The following is a 17,834-nucleotide window of genomic DNA, read 5'->3' as shown; positions in this document are numbered from 1 at the left end:
AAATGGCAAATCGCGATTTACATTTGACTCGTAACATCGGTATCATGGCGCATATCGATGCTGGTAAGACTACAACTTCTGAGCGTATTTTGTTCTATACAGGTAAGACTCATAAGATTGGTGAGGTACACGATGGTGCTGCTACAATGGACTGGATGGCTCAGGAGCAGGAGCGTGGTATTACTATCACTTCTGCGGCTACAACTTGCAACTGGAACTATCTCGGTAAGTCTTATAAAATCAACTTGATCGATACTCCGGGACACGTAGACTTCACTGCTGAGGTTGAGCGTTCTCTCCGTGTACTTGATGGTGCTGTTGCTACATATTCTGCAGCTGATGGTGTTCAGCCACAGTCTGAGACAGTATGGCGTCAGGCTGATAAGTATAATGTACCTCGTATCGGTTATGTAAACAAGATGGACCGTTCTGGTGCTAACTTCTTCGAGACAGTTCAGCAGATGAAGGATATCTTGGGTGCTAATCCAATTGCTGTTCAGATTCCTATTGGTGCAGAGGAGAACTTCAAAGGTGTAGTTGACCTCATCAAGATGAAGGCTATCCTTTGGCACGATGAAACTATGGGTGCTGAGTATGATGTAGAGGATATCCCTGCAGACTTGGCTGACGAGGCTGCTGAGTGGCGTGATAAGCTCCTTGAGGGTGCTGCAAACTTCGATGATGAGGTTATGGAACTTTATCTCGATGGTAAGGATATTCCAGAAGAAAAGCTTCTTGCTGCAATCCGTAAGGGTTGCTGTGCTATGGAGTGCTGCCCAATGTTGCTCGGTTCTTCATACAAGAACAAGGGTGTTCAGCCATTGCTCGACTATGTATGTGCATTCTTGCCTTCACCAATGGATACTCCAAATATCATCGGTACTAACCCTGATACAGAGGAGGAAGAGGATCGCAAACCATCTGAGGATGAACCAACATCTGCTCTCGCATTTAAGATTGCTACTGACCCATTCATGGGCCGCTTGGTATTCTTCCGCGTTTACTCAGGTAAGGTCGTTGCTGGTTCTTATGTTTACAACCCACGTTCTGGCAAGCGCGAGCGTATCAGCCGTCTGTTCCAGATGAACTCTAAGCAGGAAATCCCAATGGAGTCTATCGATGCTGGTGATATCGGTGCAGGTGTAGGCTTCAAGGATATCCGTACAGGTGATACACTCTGTGACGAGGAACACCCAATCGTATTGGAGTCTATGACATTCCCTGATACTGTGATTTCTATCGCAGTAGAGCCAAAGAGCCAGGCAGACATCGCTAAGATGGATAATGGTCTCGCTAAGTTGGCTGAGGAGGATCCAACCTTCACAGTTCGTACAGACGAGCAGAGCGGTCAGACAATTATCTCTGGTATGGGTGAGCTCCACTTGGATATCATCATCGACCGTTTGAAGCGTGAGTTCAAGGTTGAGTGTAATCAGGGTAAGCCTCAGGTTAACTACAAGGAGGCTATCACTAAGACAGCTCAGAGCCGTGAAACTTATAAGAAGCAGTCTGGTGGTCGTGGTAAGTTCGCTTGTATCGATGTAACCATCGGTCCTAAGGACGAGGATTACAAGGAAGGCGACTTGCAGTTCATCAACGAGGTTAAGGGTGGTAACGTTCCTAAGGAATTCATCCCATCTGTACAGAAGGGCTTCGCTGATTGCTTGTCAAATGGTGTACTCGGTGGCTTCCCAATGACAGGTTTGAAGGTCACTTTGACCGATGGTAGCTTCCACCCAGTTGACTCTGACCAGTTGTCATTCGAGTTGGTAGCACATCAGGCATTCAAGGTACTTTGCCCTAAGGCTGGTCCAGTTTTGATGGAGCCTATCATGAAGGTAGAGGTTGTTACTCCAGAAGAGAACATGGGTGACGTAATCGGTGACTTGAACAAGCGCCGTGGTCTCGTTCAGGGTATGGAAGAAGGTCGTAGCGGTGCTCGCATCGTAAAGGCAATGGTTCCATTGGCTGAGATGTTCGGTTATGTAACAGCTTTGCGTACTATCACTTCAGGTCGTGCAACAAGTTCTATGGAGTACGATCATCATGCACCTCTTTCTTCAACAATTGCTAAGGCTGTGTTGGAGGAGGTTAAGGGTCACGCAGAACTTCTTTAATAACAAAGAATAACGGTAAGATGAGGCGCTGCTTAGCGAATGACTCTTAAGCAGCGTACCTCTTCTTCCATTAGACTAAATAATTCATATAATAATAACTTAATTTTAAAAATGAGTCAGAAAATCAGAATTAAGCTGAAGTCTTACGACCACCAGTTGGTTGACAAGTCAGCTGAGAAGATTGTGAAGGCTGTAAAGGCAACAGGCGCTATCGTTAGTGGTCCTATTCCATTGCCAACACACAAGCGTATTTTTACTGTAAACCGCAGTACTTTCGTTAACAAGAAGTCTCGCGAGCAGTTCCAGCTCTCAGATTTCAAGCGTCTCATTGACATCTACAGCTCAACAGCTAAGACAGTTGATGCCTTGATGAAGCTTGAATTGCCAAGTGGTGTAGAAGTAGAAATCAAAGTCTAATTATTTAAATTAAATTGAAATGCCAGGATTAATTGGAAAGAAAATCGGAATGACATCCGTTTTCAGTGCCGACGGTAAGAATATTCCGTGCACTGTTATCGAAGTAGGTCCTTGTGTTGTAACCCAGGTGAAAACTGTAGAAAAGGATGGTTACAAGGCTTATCAGTTAGGTTTCGAAGAGGCAAAGGAGAAGCGTACTTCTCAGCCTATGATGGGAATCTTCAAGAAGGCAGGCACAACACCTAAGAAGCACTTGGCCGAGTTCAAGTTTGATGAGGAGTACAACCTCGGTGACACAATTACAGTTGAAATCTTCAACGATTGCAAGTTCGTTGATGTAATTGGTACATCAAAGGGTAAAGGCTTCCAGGGCGTTGTTAAGCGTCACGGATTCGGTGGTGTAGGTCAGTCTACTCACGGTCAGGATGACCGCGCTCGTAAGCCGGGATCTATTGGTGCTTGTTCTTACCCTGCAAAGGTATTCAAGGGTATGCGCATGGGCGGCCAAATGGGAGGTGACAGAGTTACAACTCAGAACCTTCAGGTGTTAAAGGTAATTCCAGAGCAGAATCTTCTTATTGTTAAGGGTTCTTTCGCTGGATGCAAAGGTTCAACTGTTTTAATTGAGAAATAATGGAAGTTAGCGTATTAGATATCAAAGGTCAGGAGACCGGCCGCAAGGTAGCTCTTAATGATGCAGTCTTCGGCATTGAGCCTAACGATCACGTTCTCTATCTTGACGTAAAGCAGTATCTCGCTAACCAGCGTCAGGGTACAGCTAAGTCTAAGGAGAGAAGCGAGATGAGCGGTTCTACTCGTAAGCTTGGTCGTCAGAAGGGCGGCGGCGGTGCTCGCCGTGGTGATATTAACTCACCTGTACTCGTAGGTGGTGCTCGCGTTTTTGGTCCTAAACCACGTGATTACCGCTTCAAGCTCAACAAAAAAGTAAAGATTCTTGCTCGTAAGTCTGCTCTGTCTTATAAGGCACAGGAAAGCGCAATTGTAATGTTGGAAGACTTTACATTTGAGGCTCCAAAGACTAAAGAATTCTTAAGTATTATTAAGAATCTCAAAATTGAGGGCAAAAAAGTGCTCTTTGTTTTGCCAGAATCAAATAAAAACGTATATTTGTCTGCTCGTAACTTGCAGCGTGCTGAAGTTATCCTCGCATCAAACGTCAATTCGTATAAAGTTTTGAATGCTGATGTTGTAGTGATTACAGAAAAGTCGCTCGAGACTATCGACCAAATCTTAACAAAGTAAAAAGGAGATATTAGAATATGGCATTTATTATCAAACCATTGGTTACTGAGAAGATGACCAAGATTACAGACAAGCAGCCTAACCGCTATGGCTTCGTTGTTCGTCCTGAGGCTAATAAGCTCGAGATTAAGAAGGAAGTTGAGAGTCTGTATAATGTTACAGTAGTTGACGTGAACACTATTCGTTACGCTGGCAAGCGCTCTGCCCGTTATACAAAGGCTGGTCTTGTTAAGGGTCAGAAGAATGCGTTCAAGAAGGCAATCGTTACTCTTAAGGAGGGCGATACAATTGATTTTTACAGCAATATTTAAAATAAAAAATGGCAGTACGTAAATTAAAACCGGTTACTCCGGGTCAAAGACACAAAGTTATTGGCACGTTCGAGGATATTACTGCATCCGTGCCAGAGAAGTCTCTCGTTTACGGTAAACGTTCTACCGGTGGTCGAAACAACACCGGTAAGATGACCGTTCGCTACATTGGCGGTGGTCACAAGCAGAAGTATCGTTTAATCGACTTCAAACGTGAGAAAGATGGTGTTCCAGCAGTTGTTAAGACAATCGAGTACGATCCAAACCGTTCGGCTCGTATCGCATTGCTTTACTATGCTGATGGTGAAAAACGTTACATTATTGCTCCTAACGGACTTCAGGTAGGCGCTACTTTGATGTCAGGTGCAGATGCTGCTCCTGAGATTGGTAACTGTCTTCCTTTGGCAAACATCCCTGTAGGTACAGTGATCCACAACATCGAGTTGCGTCCTGGTCAGGGTGCTTTGTTGGTTCGTTCGGCTGGTAATTTTGCTCAGTTGACTTCTCGTGAGGGCAGTTATTGTGTAATTAAGCTCCCTTCTGGTGAAACACGCCAGATTTTGAGTGCTTGTAAAGCTACAGTTGGTAGTGTTGGTAACTCTGACCACGCTCTTGAACAGTCTGGTAAGGCTGGACGTTCTCGCTGGTTGGGTCGTCGTCCACACAACCGTGGTGTTGTTATGAACCCTGTTGATCACCCAATGGGTGGTGGTGAAGGTCGCCAGAGTGGTGGTCACCCACGTTCACGTAAGGGCTTGTACGCTAAGGGTCTTAAGACTCGCGCACCTAAGAAGCTTTCTAACAAGTATATTATCGAAAGAGCTAACAAAAAATAAAGAGTAAATTATGAGTCGTTCACTTAAAAAAGGTCCATACATCAACGTTTCTCTCGAGAAGAAGATTCTCGCTATGAACGAGAGTGGCAAGAAGAATGTTGTTAAGACATGGGCTAGAGCTTCAATGATATCTCCTGATTTCGTAGGACATACTGTTGCAGTTCATAACGGTAACAAATTTATCCCTGTTTATGTTACAGAGAATATGGTTGGCCACAAGCTTGGAGAGTTTGCTCCAACACGTCGCTTTGGCGGTCACTCTGGTAACAGAAAGTAAGCTAAGGGTTAAACCATTTAAAATTTAAGTAAATAATGGGAGCAAGAAAACATATTGCGGCTGAGAAATTGAAAGAAGCCCGTAAAAACTTGTACTTCGCAAAGTTGGTAGGCGTTCCTTCTTCTCCACGTAAGATGCGCTATGTAGTAGACATGATTCGTGGTATGGAGGTTAACCGTGCACTCGGAGTACTTCGCTTCTCTAAGAAGCAGGCATCAGCTGATGTAGAGAAATTACTTCGTTCAGCTATCGCTAACTGGGAAGCTAAGAATAATCGCAAGGCTGAAGACGGTGAGCTTTATATCAGTAAGGTCTTCGTTGACGAAGGCGTTACAATGAAACGTATGAGACCTGCACCACAGGGTCGTGGTTATAGAATTCGTAAGCGTTCTAACCATGTAACTCTTTTTGTTGATGCAAAAACTAATGACGAAAAATAATTAAGTAGAATGGGACAGAAAGTTAATCCGATTAGTAACCGACTTGGTGTTATCCGTGGTTGGGATTCAAATTGGTTCGGTGGTAAGAACTTCGGTGATAACCTCGTTGAGGATCAGAAAATCCGTAAGTATCTTAACGAGCGTCTTGCTAAAGCAAGCATTTCTCGTATTATTATCGAACGTACATTGAAACTTGTTACCATTACTATTTGTACAGCCCGTCCAGGTATTGTCATTGGTAAAGGTGGTCAGGATGTAGATAAGTTGAAGGAAGAGCTGAAGAAGCTTTATAAGAAAGATATTCAGATCAACATCTTCGAGGTTAAAAAGCCTGAACTTGATGCTACTATCGTTGGTAAGAATATTGCGACTCAGATTGAGCACATGATTGCTTATCGTCGCGCTATCAAGATGGCAGTTGCTAACACCATGCGTGCTGGTGCTGAGGGTATCAAGGTACAGATTACAGGTCGTCTGAATGGTGCTGAAATGGCACGTAAAGAAATGTACAAAGAGGGTCGTACTCCTCTTCATACATTCCGCGCAGACATCGACTACTGCCAGTGCGAGGCACTTACAAAGGTAGGTTTGCTTGGTATTAAGGTTTGGATTTGCCGTGGTGAGGTTTATGGTAAGGCTGATCTTACTCCAAACTTCTCACAGGACAATAAGAGCAACAACCGTGGTAACGGTCGCTCTAACAACCGTGGTGGTAATCGTAAAAGAAACAATAACCGTTAAATTTTAGAAAGCTATCATGTTACAGCCAAAAAGAGTTAAATATAGAAGACCTCAAGATGGTCGTGGCAACAAAGGCAACGCTCACAGAGGTACACAATTGGCTTTCGGTTCTTTTGGTATCAAAACTCTTGAATCAAAGTGGATCGATAGTCGTCAGATTGAGGCAGCTCGTGTAGCATTGAACCGCTATATGAACCGTCAAGGTCAGGTCTGGATTAGAATTTTCCCTGATAAGCCAATCACTCGCAAGCCTGCTGATGTCCGTATGGGTAAAGGTAAGGGTGATCCAGCAGGATGGGTTGCACCTGTTACACCAGGTAGAATTCTCTTCGAAGTTGAAGGAGTTAGTTTCGATATTGCAAAAGAAGGTCTTCGCCTTTGCGCTCAGAAACTTCCTGTTAAGACTAAGTTTATTGTTAGACGTGATTACGATAAAAACGCTTAATTATGAAGATTGCAGAAATTAAAAATATCGAGACCAAAGAATTGGTTGAGAAGTTGGAGGCAGCTGTTGATGCTTTGAACAAGAAGAAGATCAATCATAATGTAACTCCACTTGAGAATCCATCAGAGATTAAGGTTGCTCGTCGTGATATTGCACGTATGAAAACTGAACTTCGTCAGAGAGAACTTAACAAATAATAATGGTCCAGATGGAAACAAGAAATTTAAGAAAAGTAAGACAGGGTGTTGTTATTAGCAACAAGATGGATAAAACCATTGTTATTGCAGCTAAGTTCAAGGAGATGCACCCTATTTATGGTAAATTTGTCCAGAAGACAAAGAAGTACCATGCACATGACGAGAATAATGAGGCTAACGTAGGTGATACAGTTATGATCATGGAGACTCGTCCTCTGTCTAAGACAAAGAGATGGAGATTAGTACAAATTGTTGAAAAAGCTAAGTAATTATGATACAGACTGAATCAAGACTTACAGTATGTGATAACAGCGGTGCTCGTGAGGCTCTTTGCATTCGAGTTCTCGGTGGTACAGGCCGTCGTTACGCTAGCGTTGGTGACGTTATTGTTGTTGCAGTCAAGAACGTTATCCCATCAAGTGATTTGAAGAAGGGTGCAGTATCAAAGGCTTTGATTGTTCGCACAAAGAAGGAAATTCGTCGTGCAGATGGTTCTTACATCCGTTTCGATGACAACGCTTGTGTATTGCTTAACAATGCAGGTGAGCTTCGTGGTAGCCGTATCTTCGGTCCTGTTGCTCGTGAGCTTCGTGCAGTAAATATGAAAGTCGTTTCTTTAGCACCTGAGGTTCTTTAATATTTAAAAAGTAAGAAGTAATGAGTAAGTTACATATTAAGAAAGACGATACCGTTATCGTTATTGCCGGTGCAGATAAGGGCAAGACTGGTAAGGTGCTTAAGGTCCTCGTTGAGGAGAACCGTGCTATCGTAGAAGGTGTGCACATGGTTTCTAAGAGCACTAAGCCATCTGCTAAGAATCCTCAGGGAGGTATTGTTAAGCAGGAGGCTCCTATTCATATCTCAAATTTGAGTTTGATTGATCCTAAGAGTGGCAAGGCTACTCGTGTTGCTATCAAGCATGAGGGTAAAAACGTTGTTCGCATCGCTAAAAAGTCAGGGGAGGAAATCAAGTAATGGATACAGCACAGTTAAAGAAAGTATATAAGGAGACAATCGCTCCTGCTCTTCAGAAGCAGTTCAACTACTCTTCTTCTATGGAGATTCCAGTATTGAAGAAGATTGTCATCAATCAGGGTCTTGGTGATGCTACTCAGGACAAGAAAATTGTTGATGTAGCAATCAATGAGATTACTGCTATCACCGGTCAGAAGGCTGTTGCTACATATTCTAAAAAGGATATTGCAAACTTCAAGCTTCGTAAGAAGATGCCTATCGGTGTTATGGTAACATTGCGTCGTGAGCGTATGTACGAGTTCTTAGAGAAGCTCGTTCGTGTTTCTCTTCCTCGTATTCGCGACTTCAAGGGTATTGAGAGCAAGTTTGATGGTCGTGGTAACTATACATTAGGTATCACAGAGCAGATTATCTTCCCTGAGATTAATATCGATGAGATCGATCGTATTCAGGGTATGAATATTACCTTCGTAACAACAGCTAAGACTGATGAAGAAGGTTTTGCTCTTTTGAAGGCTTTTGGTCTTCCATTCAAGAACGCAAATAAAGATTAAGAGATATGGCAAAAGAATCAATGAAAGCTCGCGAGGTTAAGCGTGCAAAGCTTGTAGCTCGTTACGCTGAAAAGCGCGAAGCACTGAAAAAGATTATTGCAACTTCTAATGATCCAGCCGAAGCATACGAGGCAGCTCGTAAGCTTCAGGCTATCCCTAAGAATGCAAACCCAATCCGTCTTCACAATCGTTGCAAGATTACTGGTCGTCCAAAGGGTTATATCCGTCAGTTCGGTATTTCTCGTATCCAGTTCCGTGAGATGGCTTCTGCTGGTTTGATTCCAGGTGTAAAGAAGGCTAGCTGGTAATCCTTTCAAAGGTAAGAATATTTTTTTATTTAATATTGTCGGGGTAGTCCCGATTAATTAAACATTTATATTTTATGACAGATCCAATAGCAGATTATCTGACAAGACTCAGAAATGCAATCATGGCTCATCACCGTGTTGTAGAAGTTCCTGCGTCTAACTTGAAGAAAGAGATCACTAAGATCCTCTTCGAGAAAGGTTACATCCTCAATTACAAGTTTGTAGAGGATGGTCCTCAGGGCTCAATTAAGGTTGCCTTGAAGTACAACCCAACTACAAAGCAAAACGCTATCAAGTGTTTGAAGCGCGTGTCAACTCCAGGTTTGCGTAAGTATACCGGTTACAAGGACATGCCAAGAGTTATTAACGGATTAGGTATTGCAATCTTATCTACATCCAAAGGTGTAATGACAGACAAAGAAGCTTCTGATCTTAAGATCGGTGGCGAGGTTCTTTGCTATATTTATTAATTGGAGGCTTTTATATGTCTAGAATAGGAAAATTGCCAATTAGTATCCCTGCAGGTGTTACTGTAAACTATGATGAGACTTCTCATGTTTGTACAGTAAAGGGCCCTAAGGGTGAACTTTCTCAGTGGATTGATCCATCTATCAAGTTTAATAATGCAGATGGTCAGATTAGCTTTGAAATCGATGAAAATAGTCCTGTAAATATTAAGCAGAAGCAGGCTTTCCACGGTTTGTATCGCTCTCTCGTTAACAACATGGTTGTTGGTGTAAGCGCTGGTTATACAAAGGTTTTGGAATTGGTAGGTGTTGGTTATCGTGTTTCTAACCAGGGTAATATCATTGAGTTTGCTTTGGGTTACACTCACCCTATTTTCATCCAGTTGCCTAAGGAGATTAAGGTTGAGACTAAGTCTGAAAGAAACCAGAACCCAATCTTGACATTGGAGTCTTGCGACAAGCAGTTGTTGGGACTCGTTTGTGCAAAAATTCGTTCTTTCCGCAAGCCTGAGCCTTATAAAGGTAAGGGTATTCTCTTTAAGGGTGAAGTTATTCGCAGAAAGTCTGGTAAGAGTGCTTCAGCTAAGTAATTTTAATTATTTACGATTATGACAACAAAGAAAGTAGAAAGACGAATTAAGATAAAGTTCCGCATTCGCAAGAGTGTGAACGGTACAGCTGAGCGTCCACGTCTTAGTGTATTCCGCTCTAACAAGCAGATTTACGCTCAGGTTATTAACGATTTGACAGGCACTACACTTGCATCAGCTTCTTCACTCGGTTTGGAGAAGATGCCTAAGCAGGAGCAGGCAACTAAGGTTGGCGAGCTCATTGCTGAGAAGGCTAAGGCTGCTGGCGTTGAGGCAGTAGTTTTCGACCGTAATGGTTACCTTTACCATGGTCGTGTAAAGCAGTTGGCTGAAGGTGCTCGTAATGGTGGTCTTAAATTTTAAACGATTATGGCAATGGATAAAGTAAAAGTAAATAACGAAGAAGTACTTAAGGATCGCTTGGTTGCTATCAACCGTGTAACTAAGGTTACAAAGGGTGGTCGTACTTTCACATTCGCTGCTATCGTCGTTGTAGGTGACGGTAATGGCGTAATCGGCTACGGCCTTGGTAAGGCAGGTGAGGTTACTGCTGCTATCGCAAAGGGTACTGAAGCTGCTAAGAAGAACTTGGTAAAGGTTCCTGTACTCAAGGGTACTGTACCTCATGAGGTTGAAACTTCATTTGGTGGTGCTAAGGTTCTTATTAAGCCAGCTGCAGCCGGTACTGGTTTGAAGGCCGGTGGTGCTATGCGTGCAGTACTTGAGAGCGTAGGTATCAAGGATGTCATCGCTAAGTCTAAGGGTTCTTCAAATGCCCATAACCTTGTGAAGGCTACTATCGCAGCTCTTGCAGAGATGCGTGATGCTTATACTGTAGCAGGTGAGCGTGGTATCAGTATGGATAAAGTATTTAACGGTTAATTAGGAAAAATCGAATATGGCAACAATTAAAATCAAGCAGATTAAGAGTAAAATCGGTGCTCCAGTAGATCAGAAGCGTACTCTCGCTTGTCTTGGTCTCCACAAGATTTCTCAGGTTGTTGAGGTAGAGGATACTCCTAGCAACCGTGGTATGATCCGTAAGGTTCATCACCTCGTAAGTGTAGTTGATTAATTAATCTTTTTAAATTAGGAACGATTATGAAATTAAATAATTTGAAACCTGCTGCAGGTTCTACCCATTCACGTCGTCGTATTGGTCGTGGTCCAGGTTCTGGTCTCGGTGGTACTTCAACACGTGGTCATAAGGGTGCCAAGGCTCGTTCTGGTTATAAGAGAAAGATTGGTTTTGAAGGTGGTCAGATGCCATTGCAGCGTCGTGTTCCAAAGGCTGGTTTTAAGAATATCAACCATAAGGAGTACTTCGCAGTAAACCTTTCAACTCTTCAGGCTCTTGCTGAAGCAAAGAACCTTACTAAAATCGGTATTGAGGAACTTAAGGCTGCTGGCCTCACAAACGGCAAGGAGCTTGTAAAGGTTCTCGGTAACGGTGAACTTAAAGCAAAATTGGAAGTTGAAGCTAATGCTTTCTCAAAAACTGCCGAAGAAGCAATCAAGGCAGTAGGTGGTAACGCAACTATAATCTAAGTAAATGAAAAAGTTTATTGAGACACTAAAGAACTGTTGGAAGATAGAGGATCTCCGCCAGAGACTCCTCATTACTCTTCTGTTTACGGCTATTTACCGTTTTGGCTCGTTTGTGGTACTTCCAGGTATCAATCCGGGCATGTTGGAAAAACTTCAGTCGCAGACCTCTGGCGGTCTTATGTCGCTATTGGACATGTTCTCTGGTGGTGCATTTTCCAATGCATCTATCTTTGCACTAGGAATTATGCCTTATATCTCAGCTTCAATCGTTATGCAGCTTCTTGCTATTGCTGTACCTTATTTCCAGAAGATGCAGCGCGAGGGCGAGAGCGGCCGCAAAAAAATACAATGGTATACTAGAGTCCTGACTGTGGCCATTTTGGTCTTTCAGGCTCCTAGTTACCTTTTGAATTTGAAAATGCAGGCTGCCAATGCTCTAGCCACAGGTATTAGTTGGACGGTATTCATGATACCGGCAACAATTATCTTGGCTGCAGGTAGTATGTTTATCCTTTGGTTAGGTGAGCGTATCACAGACAAGGGAGTAGGTAATGGTATCTCTCTTATTATTATGATTGGTATTATCGCCCGTTTGCCACAGGCTTTCGTTCAGGAGGTAACTTCTCGTTTGCAGGCAATTTCAGGTGGTGGTCTTATCATGTTCATTGTAGAGATTCTTATCCTTTATGCTGTAGTTTGTGCTTCAATACTTTTGGTACAAGGTACACGTAAGATTCCTGTTCAGTATGCTAAACGCTTGGTTGGAAATAAGCAATATGGTGGTGCGCGTCAGTACATTCCTTTGAAGCTTTTTGCAGCTAACGTAATGCCTATCATCTTTGCACAGGCTTTAATGTTTATTCCATTGGCAATAGTTCGCTATCAGTCTGAAAATGCTAGTAGTGTTGTTCAGCAGTTGATGGATAATCGTAGCTTGCTATATAATGTTGTTTATGTAATCTTGGTTATTGCATTTACTTATTTCTATACAGCTATTACATTGAATCCTACTCAGATGGCTGAGGATATGAAACGTAACAATGGTTTCATTCCTGGCGTAAAACCAGGAAAGGATACAGCTGAGTACATTGATACCGTAATGTCTCGTATTACTTTACCAGGTTCGTTATTTATTGCGTTTATTGCAATCATGCCTGCATTAGCAGGACTTCTCGATGTACAGCAAGCTTTCTCTCAATTCTTTGGAGGTACATCTCTATTGATTTTGGTTGGTGTTGTCATTGACACATTACAACAAATCGAGAGTCATTTGCTTATGCGCCACTATGATGGTCTTTTGAATTCAGGCCATACGCGTCAGGGTGGTGTTGCTGCATATTAATCTTTTTCTTTTGAAATGAGAAATTTCTGAAGACAGAAGATGAAATTATTCAGAGTGCAGTTTTACTTCATCTTAAAGTAAAGCTGACTTGAATTTACTATATTATGTGAGACGACTCTCCATTTGGATAGGTAATTCCTCATCCACTTGGAGAGCCTTTTCCCGCTAATATGTCATCTAATTATGATTTTTATCTGATAGTGATGGCACAAAGTTGCTCGAAAAGATAAAGCACAATTTTATCTTCATTCGTAGAAGTTTAACATTAAGAAGGACAAATATTTATATTATGGCAAAACAAGCCGCTATTGAGCAAGATGGAACAATTGTTGAAGCATTGTCAAATGCGATGTTCCGAGTAGAATTAGAGAATGGAGTTGACATCACAGCTCATATCTCTGGTAAGATGAGAATGCATTACATCAAGATTTTACCTGGTGATAAGGTAAAGGTGGAGATGAGTCCATATGACCTTACCAAAGGTAGAATTGTTTTTAGATACAAATAATAATCATATATAAGGTTATGAAGACAAGAGCATCATTAAAGAAGCGTTCAGCTGACTGTAAGATCGTTCGTCGTAAAGGTCGTCTGTTCGTTATCAACAAGAAGAACCCTAAGATGAAATTACGTCAGGGCTAATGTTAAAGTATTGTAAAAGTGCCGTTATTTCAAAAAATAGTTGTACTTTTGCACCGCTTTAAACGAAAGGTATTAATTTTTTAATTATTTATTTAAACAATGGCAATAAGAATTGTTGGAGTAGATTTGCCCCAGAATAAGCGTGGCGAAATCGCATTGACCTATATCTACGGTATTGGTCGAAGTAGTTCAGCAAAGATATTGGATAAGGCCGGTGTAAACCGTGACCTGAAGGTTAGCGAGTGGTCTGATGATCAGGCAGCTAAGATCCGTGAAATTATCGGCGCTGAGTTCAAAGTTGAAGGTGATCTCCGTTCAGAGATCCAGATGAACATTAAGCGACTGATGGATATTGGTTGCTATCGTGGAGTTAGACATCGTAATGGTCTTCCAGTTCGCGGTCAGAGCACAAAGAATAATGCTCGTACACGTAAGGGTAAGAAGAAGACTGTTGCTAATAAGAAGAAGGCTACTAAGTAATTCTGAAGGAGGAAATTAATTATGGCAAAGCAAAAAGCAACATCTAAGAAGAGAAATGTACGCGTTGACGCTATCGGTCAGCTTCACGTTCATAGCTCATTCAATAACATTATTGTATCTCTTGCTAACAATGAGGGTCAGATCATTTCTTGGTCTTCTGCTGGTAAGATGGGTTTCCGTGGTTCTAAGAAGAACACTCCTTATGCTGCTCAGATGGCTGCTGAGGATTGTGCAAAGGTCGCTTTTGATCTTGGTCTTCGTAAGGTTAAGGCTTATGTTAAGGGTCCAGGTAATGGTCGTGAGTCTGCTATCCGTGCTATTCACGGTGCAGGTATCGAGGTTACTGAAATCGTTGACGTAACTCCATTACCACACAATGGTTGCCGTCCTCCAAAGCGTCGTCGTGTATAACGCTTGAGGTTAGCATTATTAATTAAGATACAAACAATATAGCATTTATATAATATTATGGCTAGATATATAGGTCCGAAATCTAAAATTGCGCGTCGTTTTGGTGAGCCAATCTTCGGCGCTGACAAAGTTTTGTCCAAGAGAAACTTCCCTCCTGGACAGCATGGCAACAACCGTCGTCGTAAGATGTCTGAGTACGGTGTCATGTTGGCAGAGAAGCAGAAAGCTAAGTACACTTATGGTGTATTAGAGCGTCAGTTCCGTAATATGTTTGATAAGGCTGCTAAGGCTGATGGTATTACTGGTGAGGTTCTTCTTCAGAATCTCGAGTGCCGTCTTGATAACGTTGTATTCCGTCTTGGTATCGCTCCAACACGTGCTGCTGCGCGTCAGTTGGTTGGTCACAAGCACATCGTTGTTGATGGTAAGGTAGTTAATATCCCTTCATTCGCAGTTAAGCCTGGTATGGTTGTTGGTGTTCGTGAGAAGTCTAAGTCTCTCGAGGTTATCGAAGCAGCTCTTGCAGGTTTCAATCATAGCAAGTACCCATGGATTGAGTGGGACGATAATTCAAAGAGCGGTAAGTTCTTACACAAGCCAGAGCGTGCCGACATCCCAGAGAATATTAAGGAGCAGTTAATCGTTGAGTTGTACTCTAAATAAATCATTACATTAATGGCGATATTAGCATTTCAAAAACCTGATAAAGTAGTAATGTTAGAGGCTGATAACCAGTTCGGAAAGTTTGAATTCCGTCCTTTGGAGCCTGGCTTCGGTGTTACCATTGGTAACGCCTTGCGCCGCATTCTCCTTTCATCATTGGAGGGTTATGCTGTTAACACTATCCGCATTGCGGGTGTTGAGCATGAGTTCTCTTCAGTTCCTGGTGTAAAGGAAGATGTTACTAACATTATCTTGAATCTCAAACAAGTTCGATTCAAGCAAGTAGTAGAAGAATTCGAGAATGAGAAAGTTAGTATCACCGTTGAGAATTCTACAGAATTCAAAGCAGGTGATATCGGTAAGTATCTGACTGGATTTGAAGTGTTAAACCCTGATTTGGTGATTTGTCATTTAGATGCCAAAGCTTCGATGCAGATCGATTTGACTATTAATAAGGGACGCGGTTATGTTCCTGCTGATGAGAATCGTCAATTCTGCACTGACGTTAACGTTCTCCCAATCGATTCCATCTACACCCCTATTCGTAACGTAAAGTACGCTGTTGAACCATATCGTGTTGAGCAAAAGACCGACTATGATAAGCTCGTACTTGAAGTTACAACTGATGGTTCCATTAGTCCAAAGGATGCACTGAAAGAGGCTGCGAAGATTCTTATTTATCACTTCATGCTCTTCTCTGATGAGAAGATTACTCTTGAGACACAGGATCAGGAGAGTAATCAGGAGTTTGATGAAGAGGTTCTTCATATGCGCCAGTTGCTTAAGACTCGTCTCGTAGACATGAATCTTAGTGTTCGTGCTCTCAACTGCTTGAAGGCAGCTGATGTTGAGACTCTTGGTGATTTGGTTCAGTTTAACAAGACTGACCTCTTGAAGTTCCGCAACTTTGGTAAGAAATCGCTCTCAGAGCTTGATGATTTGCTCGAGAGTCTGAATCTGTCTTTTGGAACTGATATTTCAAAGTATAAATTAGACAAGGAATCTTAAAGGTTCGTAGTCCAAAAAGTAAAAACAAAAAATGAGACATAATAAGAAATTCAACCATTTAGGTCGTACTGCTTCTCATCGTAACGCGATGTTGGCTAACATGGCTTCATCACTTATCATGAGCGAGCACAAAAGAATCACTACGACCCTCGCAAAGGCAAAGGCTCTTAAGAAGTATGTTGAGCCATTGATTACTCGTTCTAAGAACGATACTACAACTTCACGTCGTGTAGTTTTCCGTTATCTTCAGAATAAGTATGCTGTTAAGGCTCTCTTCGGTGAGGTAGCTGAGAAGGTAGCTAACCGTCCAGGTGGTTACACTCGCGTAATCAAGTTGGGTACCCGTCAGGGTGATGCAGCTGAGATTGCTTTCATCGAGCTCGTTGACTTTGATGAGAATATGGCTAAGACTCAGAAGGCTGCTGCTAAGAAAACTCGTCGTAGTCGTAAGGCAACAAAGGCTGAAGAGGCTCCTGTAGCTGAGACTGAGGCTCCTGCAACTGAGGAGGCTCCAAAGGCTGAATAATTTTCAATCATCTCAGATAAATTTAGCGTCCTTGTCTTGACAAGGGCGCTTTTTTTGTCTCTAATCAAAACTTTTTGCTCTTTTAGGGTTTTTCCTAATCATTATTAGGGATTTTTTTGTTTTTATTCTTTAAGTTCTTTGTATCTTTGCACCAGAAATTTCAAGCTTAATGAAGATGAAAAAGATTATGTTTTTTGTAGCTTGCTCTTCTTTGCTGTTGAGTAGCTGCGATACTTATACGGGAAGTGGTGCTTATGCTGGTGCCACATTTGGTTCTATTCTTGGTTCTGCTATTGGTGGCTTGTCTGGTGGTCCTAGGGGGTCTGATATGGGTACTATTATTGGCATGGCTGGCGGTGCTGCCGTTGGAGCGGCAGTAGGTAGTCAGGCTGACCAGAAGTCCCAGCAGCAAAGAGAATCTGTTTATCGAGATAGATCACACCGTGATAATCACTCTTATCAGGATGGAGTTTATCAGCAATCTTCACCTGTTTATTCCAATGACGAAATCTTTGATTCAACTAATTCTGGTGATGATAGGATTTATGATTTCAATGATAGGGATTATACCGGAAGTTATAGTGCTCAGCAGCCTGTTGCCACTATTCCTAGTTCTACACTGGAAAAACTTGGTCAGAATTATGCTTATTCCTCATCTTTGGAAATAATGAATGCTCGTTTTGTTGATTCAAATGAGGACAATACTTTGAATCGGAATGAAACAGCCAAGGTTATTTTTGAAATCCGAAATAACGGACCTCACACTTTATTTGATGTAGTTCCTACCGTTATTGAGACTACCGGCAATAAGCATATTTTCATATCTCCAAGTGTTCATGTAGAAAGTATTGCTCCTGGCCATGTGATTCGATATACAGCAATGGTCAAGACTGATAACCGTTTGAAGAATGGTACAGCTTGTTTCTGTGTTTCAGTTATACAAGGCGGTAAGACGATTTCTAAGGTTAATCAGTTTGATATTCCGACAAAATCCAGATAACATTCCGGTATGAAAATGAAATGTGTGATAGTATCTCATTTTAGGATTCTGTTATATATAAAAAGGTAAAGAGGGTGTGTCATAAGTCTGGATAATAGTTGGCGCATAACAGTTGACCAACGCATGCACATCAGCTGTTATGCATGCGCATATCAGCTGTTATGCAAGCGCACAACAGCTGTTGTGCGGCCGAAGATACTGACTGTCTCAATAACATATCCTATCTCTTCCAACAACATATCCTATCTCATCCAACAACAAGAAGAGGGTGAATCA

Annotated in this window: 31 protein-coding genes; all 31 read left to right on the top strand. The window is 42.1% G+C overall.

The annotated features are described in order from the left end of the window. Positions 1 to 2 precede the first annotated feature (2 nt). The 31 genes from fusA (at position 3) to ONT08_RS03855 (ending at position 17,558) form a co-directional block, all read left to right on the top strand. Positions 3 to 2,117, top strand: coding sequence for an elongation factor G (gene fusA, locus ONT08_RS04005; RefSeq protein ID WP_264959297.1), 2,115 nt, complete (start codon positions 3 to 5; stop codon positions 2,115 to 2,117). A gap of 111 nt (positions 2,118 to 2,228) precedes the next feature. Next, the gene (gene rpsJ, locus ONT08_RS04000; RefSeq protein WP_006283658.1) at positions 2,229 to 2,534 is read left to right on the top strand and encodes a 30S ribosomal protein S10; all 306 of its coding nucleotides are present in this window, start codon (positions 2,229 to 2,231) and stop codon (positions 2,532 to 2,534) included. A 19-nt stretch (positions 2,535 to 2,553) separates the two neighbouring features. Further along, the gene (rplC, locus tag ONT08_RS03995) at positions 2,554 to 3,168 is read left to right on the top strand and encodes a 50S ribosomal protein L3 (protein ID WP_022122145.1); all 615 of its coding nucleotides are present in this window, start codon (positions 2,554 to 2,556) and stop codon (positions 3,166 to 3,168) included. Then, positions 3,168 to 3,797: a 50S ribosomal protein L4 gene (gene rplD / locus ONT08_RS03990; protein WP_022122146.1), complete on the top strand. Its 630-nt coding sequence runs from the start codon at positions 3,168 to 3,170 to the stop codon at positions 3,795 to 3,797. The genes rplC and rplD overlap by 1 nt, the downstream gene beginning before the upstream one ends. Before the next feature lie 17 nt (positions 3,798 to 3,814). Further along, on the top strand, positions 3,815 to 4,108 hold the full coding sequence (gene rplW / locus ONT08_RS03985; protein WP_006848834.1) for a 50S ribosomal protein L23: 294 nt from the start codon (positions 3,815 to 3,817) through the stop codon (positions 4,106 to 4,108). Positions 4,109 to 4,116: 8 nt separating this feature from the next. Then, positions 4,117 to 4,944 carry a 50S ribosomal protein L2 gene (gene rplB / locus ONT08_RS03980; RefSeq protein ID WP_006848833.1) on the top strand — a complete coding sequence of 276 codons (828 nt, stop codon included), beginning with the start codon at positions 4,117 to 4,119 and terminating at the stop codon, positions 4,942 to 4,944. A gap of 10 nt (positions 4,945 to 4,954) precedes the next feature. Then, entirely contained in the window at positions 4,955 to 5,221 is a 267-nt protein-coding gene (gene rpsS / locus ONT08_RS03975) for a 30S ribosomal protein S19 (RefSeq protein ID WP_006848832.1), read from the top strand. 35 nt (positions 5,222 to 5,256) lie between these two features. Next, the gene (gene rplV, locus ONT08_RS03970; RefSeq protein ID WP_006848831.1) at positions 5,257 to 5,661 is read left to right on the top strand and encodes a 50S ribosomal protein L22; all 405 of its coding nucleotides are present in this window, start codon (positions 5,257 to 5,259) and stop codon (positions 5,659 to 5,661) included. Positions 5,662 to 5,670: 9 nt separating this feature from the next. Continuing rightward, positions 5,671 to 6,402, top strand: coding sequence for a 30S ribosomal protein S3 (rpsC, locus tag ONT08_RS03965; RefSeq protein WP_006848830.1), 732 nt, complete (start codon positions 5,671 to 5,673; stop codon positions 6,400 to 6,402). Between the two features lie 16 nt (positions 6,403 to 6,418). Further along, positions 6,419 to 6,847, top strand: coding sequence for a 50S ribosomal protein L16 (gene rplP / locus ONT08_RS03960; protein WP_006848829.1), 429 nt, complete (start codon positions 6,419 to 6,421; stop codon positions 6,845 to 6,847). Positions 6,848 to 6,849: 2 nt separating this feature from the next. Continuing rightward, on the top strand, positions 6,850 to 7,044 hold the full coding sequence (gene rpmC, locus ONT08_RS03955) for a 50S ribosomal protein L29 (RefSeq protein ID WP_006848828.1): 195 nt from the start codon (positions 6,850 to 6,852) through the stop codon (positions 7,042 to 7,044). A 2-nt stretch (positions 7,045 to 7,046) separates the two neighbouring features. Beyond that, positions 7,047 to 7,313 (top strand): 30S ribosomal protein S17, encoded by a 267-nt coding sequence (rpsQ, locus tag ONT08_RS03950; protein ID WP_006848827.1) that lies wholly within the window; start codon positions 7,047 to 7,049, stop codon positions 7,311 to 7,313. Positions 7,314 to 7,315: 2 nt separating this feature from the next. Further along, positions 7,316 to 7,681 carry a 50S ribosomal protein L14 gene (gene rplN / locus ONT08_RS03945; RefSeq protein ID WP_006848826.1) on the top strand — a complete coding sequence of 122 codons (366 nt, stop codon included), beginning with the start codon at positions 7,316 to 7,318 and terminating at the stop codon, positions 7,679 to 7,681. A 20-nt stretch (positions 7,682 to 7,701) separates the two neighbouring features. Then, on the top strand, positions 7,702 to 8,019 hold the full coding sequence (rplX, locus tag ONT08_RS03940; RefSeq protein ID WP_006848825.1) for a 50S ribosomal protein L24: 318 nt from the start codon (positions 7,702 to 7,704) through the stop codon (positions 8,017 to 8,019). Further along, complete coding sequence (gene rplE / locus ONT08_RS03935) at positions 8,019 to 8,573, top strand: 50S ribosomal protein L5 (RefSeq protein ID WP_264959296.1); 555 nt, start codon at positions 8,019 to 8,021, stop codon at positions 8,571 to 8,573. The genes rplX and rplE overlap by 1 nt, the downstream gene beginning before the upstream one ends. A gap of 5 nt (positions 8,574 to 8,578) precedes the next feature. Then, positions 8,579 to 8,881, top strand: a complete 303-nt coding sequence (gene rpsN / locus ONT08_RS03930) for a 30S ribosomal protein S14 (protein ID WP_006848823.1) — start codon at positions 8,579 to 8,581, stop codon at positions 8,879 to 8,881. A gap of 74 nt (positions 8,882 to 8,955) precedes the next feature. Then, a complete protein-coding gene (gene rpsH / locus ONT08_RS03925; RefSeq protein ID WP_006848822.1) occupies positions 8,956 to 9,351 on the top strand; it encodes a 30S ribosomal protein S8 in 396 nt (131 codons plus the stop codon). A 14-nt stretch (positions 9,352 to 9,365) separates the two neighbouring features. Next, positions 9,366 to 9,938: a 50S ribosomal protein L6 gene (gene rplF, locus ONT08_RS03920; RefSeq protein WP_117694704.1), complete on the top strand. Its 573-nt coding sequence runs from the start codon at positions 9,366 to 9,368 to the stop codon at positions 9,936 to 9,938. An 18-nt stretch (positions 9,939 to 9,956) separates the two neighbouring features. Then, positions 9,957 to 10,301 carry a 50S ribosomal protein L18 gene (gene rplR / locus ONT08_RS03915; protein ID WP_022122151.1) on the top strand — a complete coding sequence of 115 codons (345 nt, stop codon included), beginning with the start codon at positions 9,957 to 9,959 and terminating at the stop codon, positions 10,299 to 10,301. Between the two features lie 6 nt (positions 10,302 to 10,307). Next, positions 10,308 to 10,820 carry a 30S ribosomal protein S5 gene (rpsE, locus tag ONT08_RS03910; RefSeq protein ID WP_006848819.1) on the top strand — a complete coding sequence of 171 codons (513 nt, stop codon included), beginning with the start codon at positions 10,308 to 10,310 and terminating at the stop codon, positions 10,818 to 10,820. 16 nt (positions 10,821 to 10,836) lie between these two features. Further along, positions 10,837 to 11,013, top strand: coding sequence for a 50S ribosomal protein L30 (rpmD, locus tag ONT08_RS03905; protein WP_006848818.1), 177 nt, complete (start codon positions 10,837 to 10,839; stop codon positions 11,011 to 11,013). Positions 11,014 to 11,039: 26 nt separating this feature from the next. Beyond that, complete coding sequence (gene rplO / locus ONT08_RS03900) at positions 11,040 to 11,486, top strand: 50S ribosomal protein L15 (protein WP_006848817.1); 447 nt, start codon at positions 11,040 to 11,042, stop codon at positions 11,484 to 11,486. Positions 11,487 to 11,490: 4 nt separating this feature from the next. Next, a complete protein-coding gene (secY, locus tag ONT08_RS03895; protein ID WP_118200389.1) occupies positions 11,491 to 12,828 on the top strand; it encodes a preprotein translocase subunit SecY in 1,338 nt (445 codons plus the stop codon). A gap of 289 nt (positions 12,829 to 13,117) precedes the next feature. After that, positions 13,118 to 13,336, top strand: a complete 219-nt coding sequence (gene infA, locus ONT08_RS03890; RefSeq protein WP_006848815.1) for a translation initiation factor IF-1 — start codon at positions 13,118 to 13,120, stop codon at positions 13,334 to 13,336. A 17-nt stretch (positions 13,337 to 13,353) separates the two neighbouring features. Further along, positions 13,354 to 13,470, top strand: a complete 117-nt coding sequence (gene rpmJ / locus ONT08_RS03885) for a 50S ribosomal protein L36 (RefSeq protein WP_006848814.1) — start codon at positions 13,354 to 13,356, stop codon at positions 13,468 to 13,470. 99 nt (positions 13,471 to 13,569) lie between these two features. Continuing rightward, positions 13,570 to 13,950 carry a 30S ribosomal protein S13 gene (gene rpsM, locus ONT08_RS03880; RefSeq protein ID WP_006848813.1) on the top strand — a complete coding sequence of 127 codons (381 nt, stop codon included), beginning with the start codon at positions 13,570 to 13,572 and terminating at the stop codon, positions 13,948 to 13,950. A gap of 21 nt (positions 13,951 to 13,971) precedes the next feature. After that, a complete protein-coding gene (gene rpsK, locus ONT08_RS03875) occupies positions 13,972 to 14,361 on the top strand; it encodes a 30S ribosomal protein S11 (RefSeq protein ID WP_022122153.1) in 390 nt (129 codons plus the stop codon). Between the two features lie 57 nt (positions 14,362 to 14,418). Next, complete coding sequence (gene rpsD / locus ONT08_RS03870) at positions 14,419 to 15,024, top strand: 30S ribosomal protein S4 (RefSeq protein ID WP_006848811.1); 606 nt, start codon at positions 14,419 to 14,421, stop codon at positions 15,022 to 15,024. Between the two features lie 12 nt (positions 15,025 to 15,036). Beyond that, on the top strand, positions 15,037 to 16,032 hold the full coding sequence (locus ONT08_RS03865; RefSeq protein ID WP_118152793.1) for a DNA-directed RNA polymerase subunit alpha: 996 nt from the start codon (positions 15,037 to 15,039) through the stop codon (positions 16,030 to 16,032). Between the two features lie 31 nt (positions 16,033 to 16,063). Next, on the top strand, positions 16,064 to 16,558 hold the full coding sequence (rplQ, locus tag ONT08_RS03860; RefSeq protein WP_118200391.1) for a 50S ribosomal protein L17: 495 nt from the start codon (positions 16,064 to 16,066) through the stop codon (positions 16,556 to 16,558). A gap of 175 nt (positions 16,559 to 16,733) precedes the next feature. Next, positions 16,734 to 17,558: a glycine zipper family protein gene (locus ONT08_RS03855; protein ID WP_264959295.1), complete on the top strand. Its 825-nt coding sequence runs from the start codon at positions 16,734 to 16,736 to the stop codon at positions 17,556 to 17,558. Positions 17,559 to 17,834 lie beyond the last annotated feature (276 nt).

This window comes from Segatella copri (assembly GCF_026015465.1).
GTDB classification, from domain to species: Bacteria; Bacteroidota; Bacteroidia; order Bacteroidales; family Bacteroidaceae; genus Prevotella; species Prevotella copri_E.
Note: the sequence above shows the minus strand (reverse complement) of the source record. Positions and strands in the feature narration are given on the sequence as shown.

What these genes read in the sequence shown, in the direction of transcription:
- rpmJ (WP_006848814.1), top strand. Translation starts at nt 13,354, where the DNA reads ATGAAGACAAGAGCATCATTAAAGAAGCGTTCAGCTGACTGTAAGATC.
- rplO (WP_006848817.1), top strand. Translation starts at nt 11,040, where the DNA reads ATGAAATTAAATAATTTGAAACCTGCTGCAGGTTCTACCCATTCACGT.
- rplP (WP_006848829.1), top strand. Translation starts at nt 6,419, where the DNA reads ATGTTACAGCCAAAAAGAGTTAAATATAGAAGACCTCAAGATGGTCGT.
- rplX (WP_006848825.1), top strand. Translation starts at nt 7,702, where the DNA reads ATGAGTAAGTTACATATTAAGAAAGACGATACCGTTATCGTTATTGCC.
- ONT08_RS03865 (WP_118152793.1), top strand. Translation starts at nt 15,037, where the DNA reads ATGGCGATATTAGCATTTCAAAAACCTGATAAAGTAGTAATGTTAGAG.
- rpsN (WP_006848823.1), top strand. Translation starts at nt 8,579, where the DNA reads ATGGCAAAAGAATCAATGAAAGCTCGCGAGGTTAAGCGTGCAAAGCTT.
- rplD (WP_022122146.1), top strand. Translation starts at nt 3,168, where the DNA reads ATGGAAGTTAGCGTATTAGATATCAAAGGTCAGGAGACCGGCCGCAAG.
- rpsS (WP_006848832.1), top strand. Translation starts at nt 4,955, where the DNA reads ATGAGTCGTTCACTTAAAAAAGGTCCATACATCAACGTTTCTCTCGAG.
- rpsQ (WP_006848827.1), top strand. Translation starts at nt 7,047, where the DNA reads ATGGTCCAGATGGAAACAAGAAATTTAAGAAAAGTAAGACAGGGTGTT.
- rplW (WP_006848834.1), top strand. Translation starts at nt 3,815, where the DNA reads ATGGCATTTATTATCAAACCATTGGTTACTGAGAAGATGACCAAGATT.
- rpsH (WP_006848822.1), top strand. Translation starts at nt 8,956, where the DNA reads ATGACAGATCCAATAGCAGATTATCTGACAAGACTCAGAAATGCAATC.
- rplR (WP_022122151.1), top strand. Translation starts at nt 9,957, where the DNA reads ATGACAACAAAGAAAGTAGAAAGACGAATTAAGATAAAGTTCCGCATT.
- rplF (WP_117694704.1), top strand. Translation starts at nt 9,366, where the DNA reads ATGTCTAGAATAGGAAAATTGCCAATTAGTATCCCTGCAGGTGTTACT.
- rpsE (WP_006848819.1), top strand. Translation starts at nt 10,308, where the DNA reads ATGGCAATGGATAAAGTAAAAGTAAATAACGAAGAAGTACTTAAGGAT.
- rplV (WP_006848831.1), top strand. Translation starts at nt 5,257, where the DNA reads ATGGGAGCAAGAAAACATATTGCGGCTGAGAAATTGAAAGAAGCCCGT.
- rpmC (WP_006848828.1), top strand. Translation starts at nt 6,850, where the DNA reads ATGAAGATTGCAGAAATTAAAAATATCGAGACCAAAGAATTGGTTGAG.
- rplC (WP_022122145.1), top strand. Translation starts at nt 2,554, where the DNA reads ATGCCAGGATTAATTGGAAAGAAAATCGGAATGACATCCGTTTTCAGT.
- rpmD (WP_006848818.1), top strand. Translation starts at nt 10,837, where the DNA reads ATGGCAACAATTAAAATCAAGCAGATTAAGAGTAAAATCGGTGCTCCA.
- rplB (WP_006848833.1), top strand. Translation starts at nt 4,117, where the DNA reads ATGGCAGTACGTAAATTAAAACCGGTTACTCCGGGTCAAAGACACAAA.
- ONT08_RS03855 (WP_264959295.1), top strand. Translation starts at nt 16,734, where the DNA reads ATGAAAAAGATTATGTTTTTTGTAGCTTGCTCTTCTTTGCTGTTGAGT.
- rpsM (WP_006848813.1), top strand. Translation starts at nt 13,570, where the DNA reads ATGGCAATAAGAATTGTTGGAGTAGATTTGCCCCAGAATAAGCGTGGC.
- rpsD (WP_006848811.1), top strand. Translation starts at nt 14,419, where the DNA reads ATGGCTAGATATATAGGTCCGAAATCTAAAATTGCGCGTCGTTTTGGT.
- rpsC (WP_006848830.1), top strand. Translation starts at nt 5,671, where the DNA reads ATGGGACAGAAAGTTAATCCGATTAGTAACCGACTTGGTGTTATCCGT.
- rplQ (WP_118200391.1), top strand. Translation starts at nt 16,064, where the DNA reads ATGAGACATAATAAGAAATTCAACCATTTAGGTCGTACTGCTTCTCAT.
- infA (WP_006848815.1), top strand. Translation starts at nt 13,118, where the DNA reads ATGGCAAAACAAGCCGCTATTGAGCAAGATGGAACAATTGTTGAAGCA.
- rplN (WP_006848826.1), top strand. Translation starts at nt 7,316, where the DNA reads ATGATACAGACTGAATCAAGACTTACAGTATGTGATAACAGCGGTGCT.
- fusA (WP_264959297.1), top strand. Translation starts at nt 3, where the DNA reads ATGGCAAATCGCGATTTACATTTGACTCGTAACATCGGTATCATGGCG.
- rpsJ (WP_006283658.1), top strand. Translation starts at nt 2,229, where the DNA reads ATGAGTCAGAAAATCAGAATTAAGCTGAAGTCTTACGACCACCAGTTG.
- secY (WP_118200389.1), top strand. Translation starts at nt 11,491, where the DNA reads ATGAAAAAGTTTATTGAGACACTAAAGAACTGTTGGAAGATAGAGGAT.
- rpsK (WP_022122153.1), top strand. Translation starts at nt 13,972, where the DNA reads ATGGCAAAGCAAAAAGCAACATCTAAGAAGAGAAATGTACGCGTTGAC.
- rplE (WP_264959296.1), top strand. Translation starts at nt 8,019, where the DNA reads ATGGATACAGCACAGTTAAAGAAAGTATATAAGGAGACAATCGCTCCT.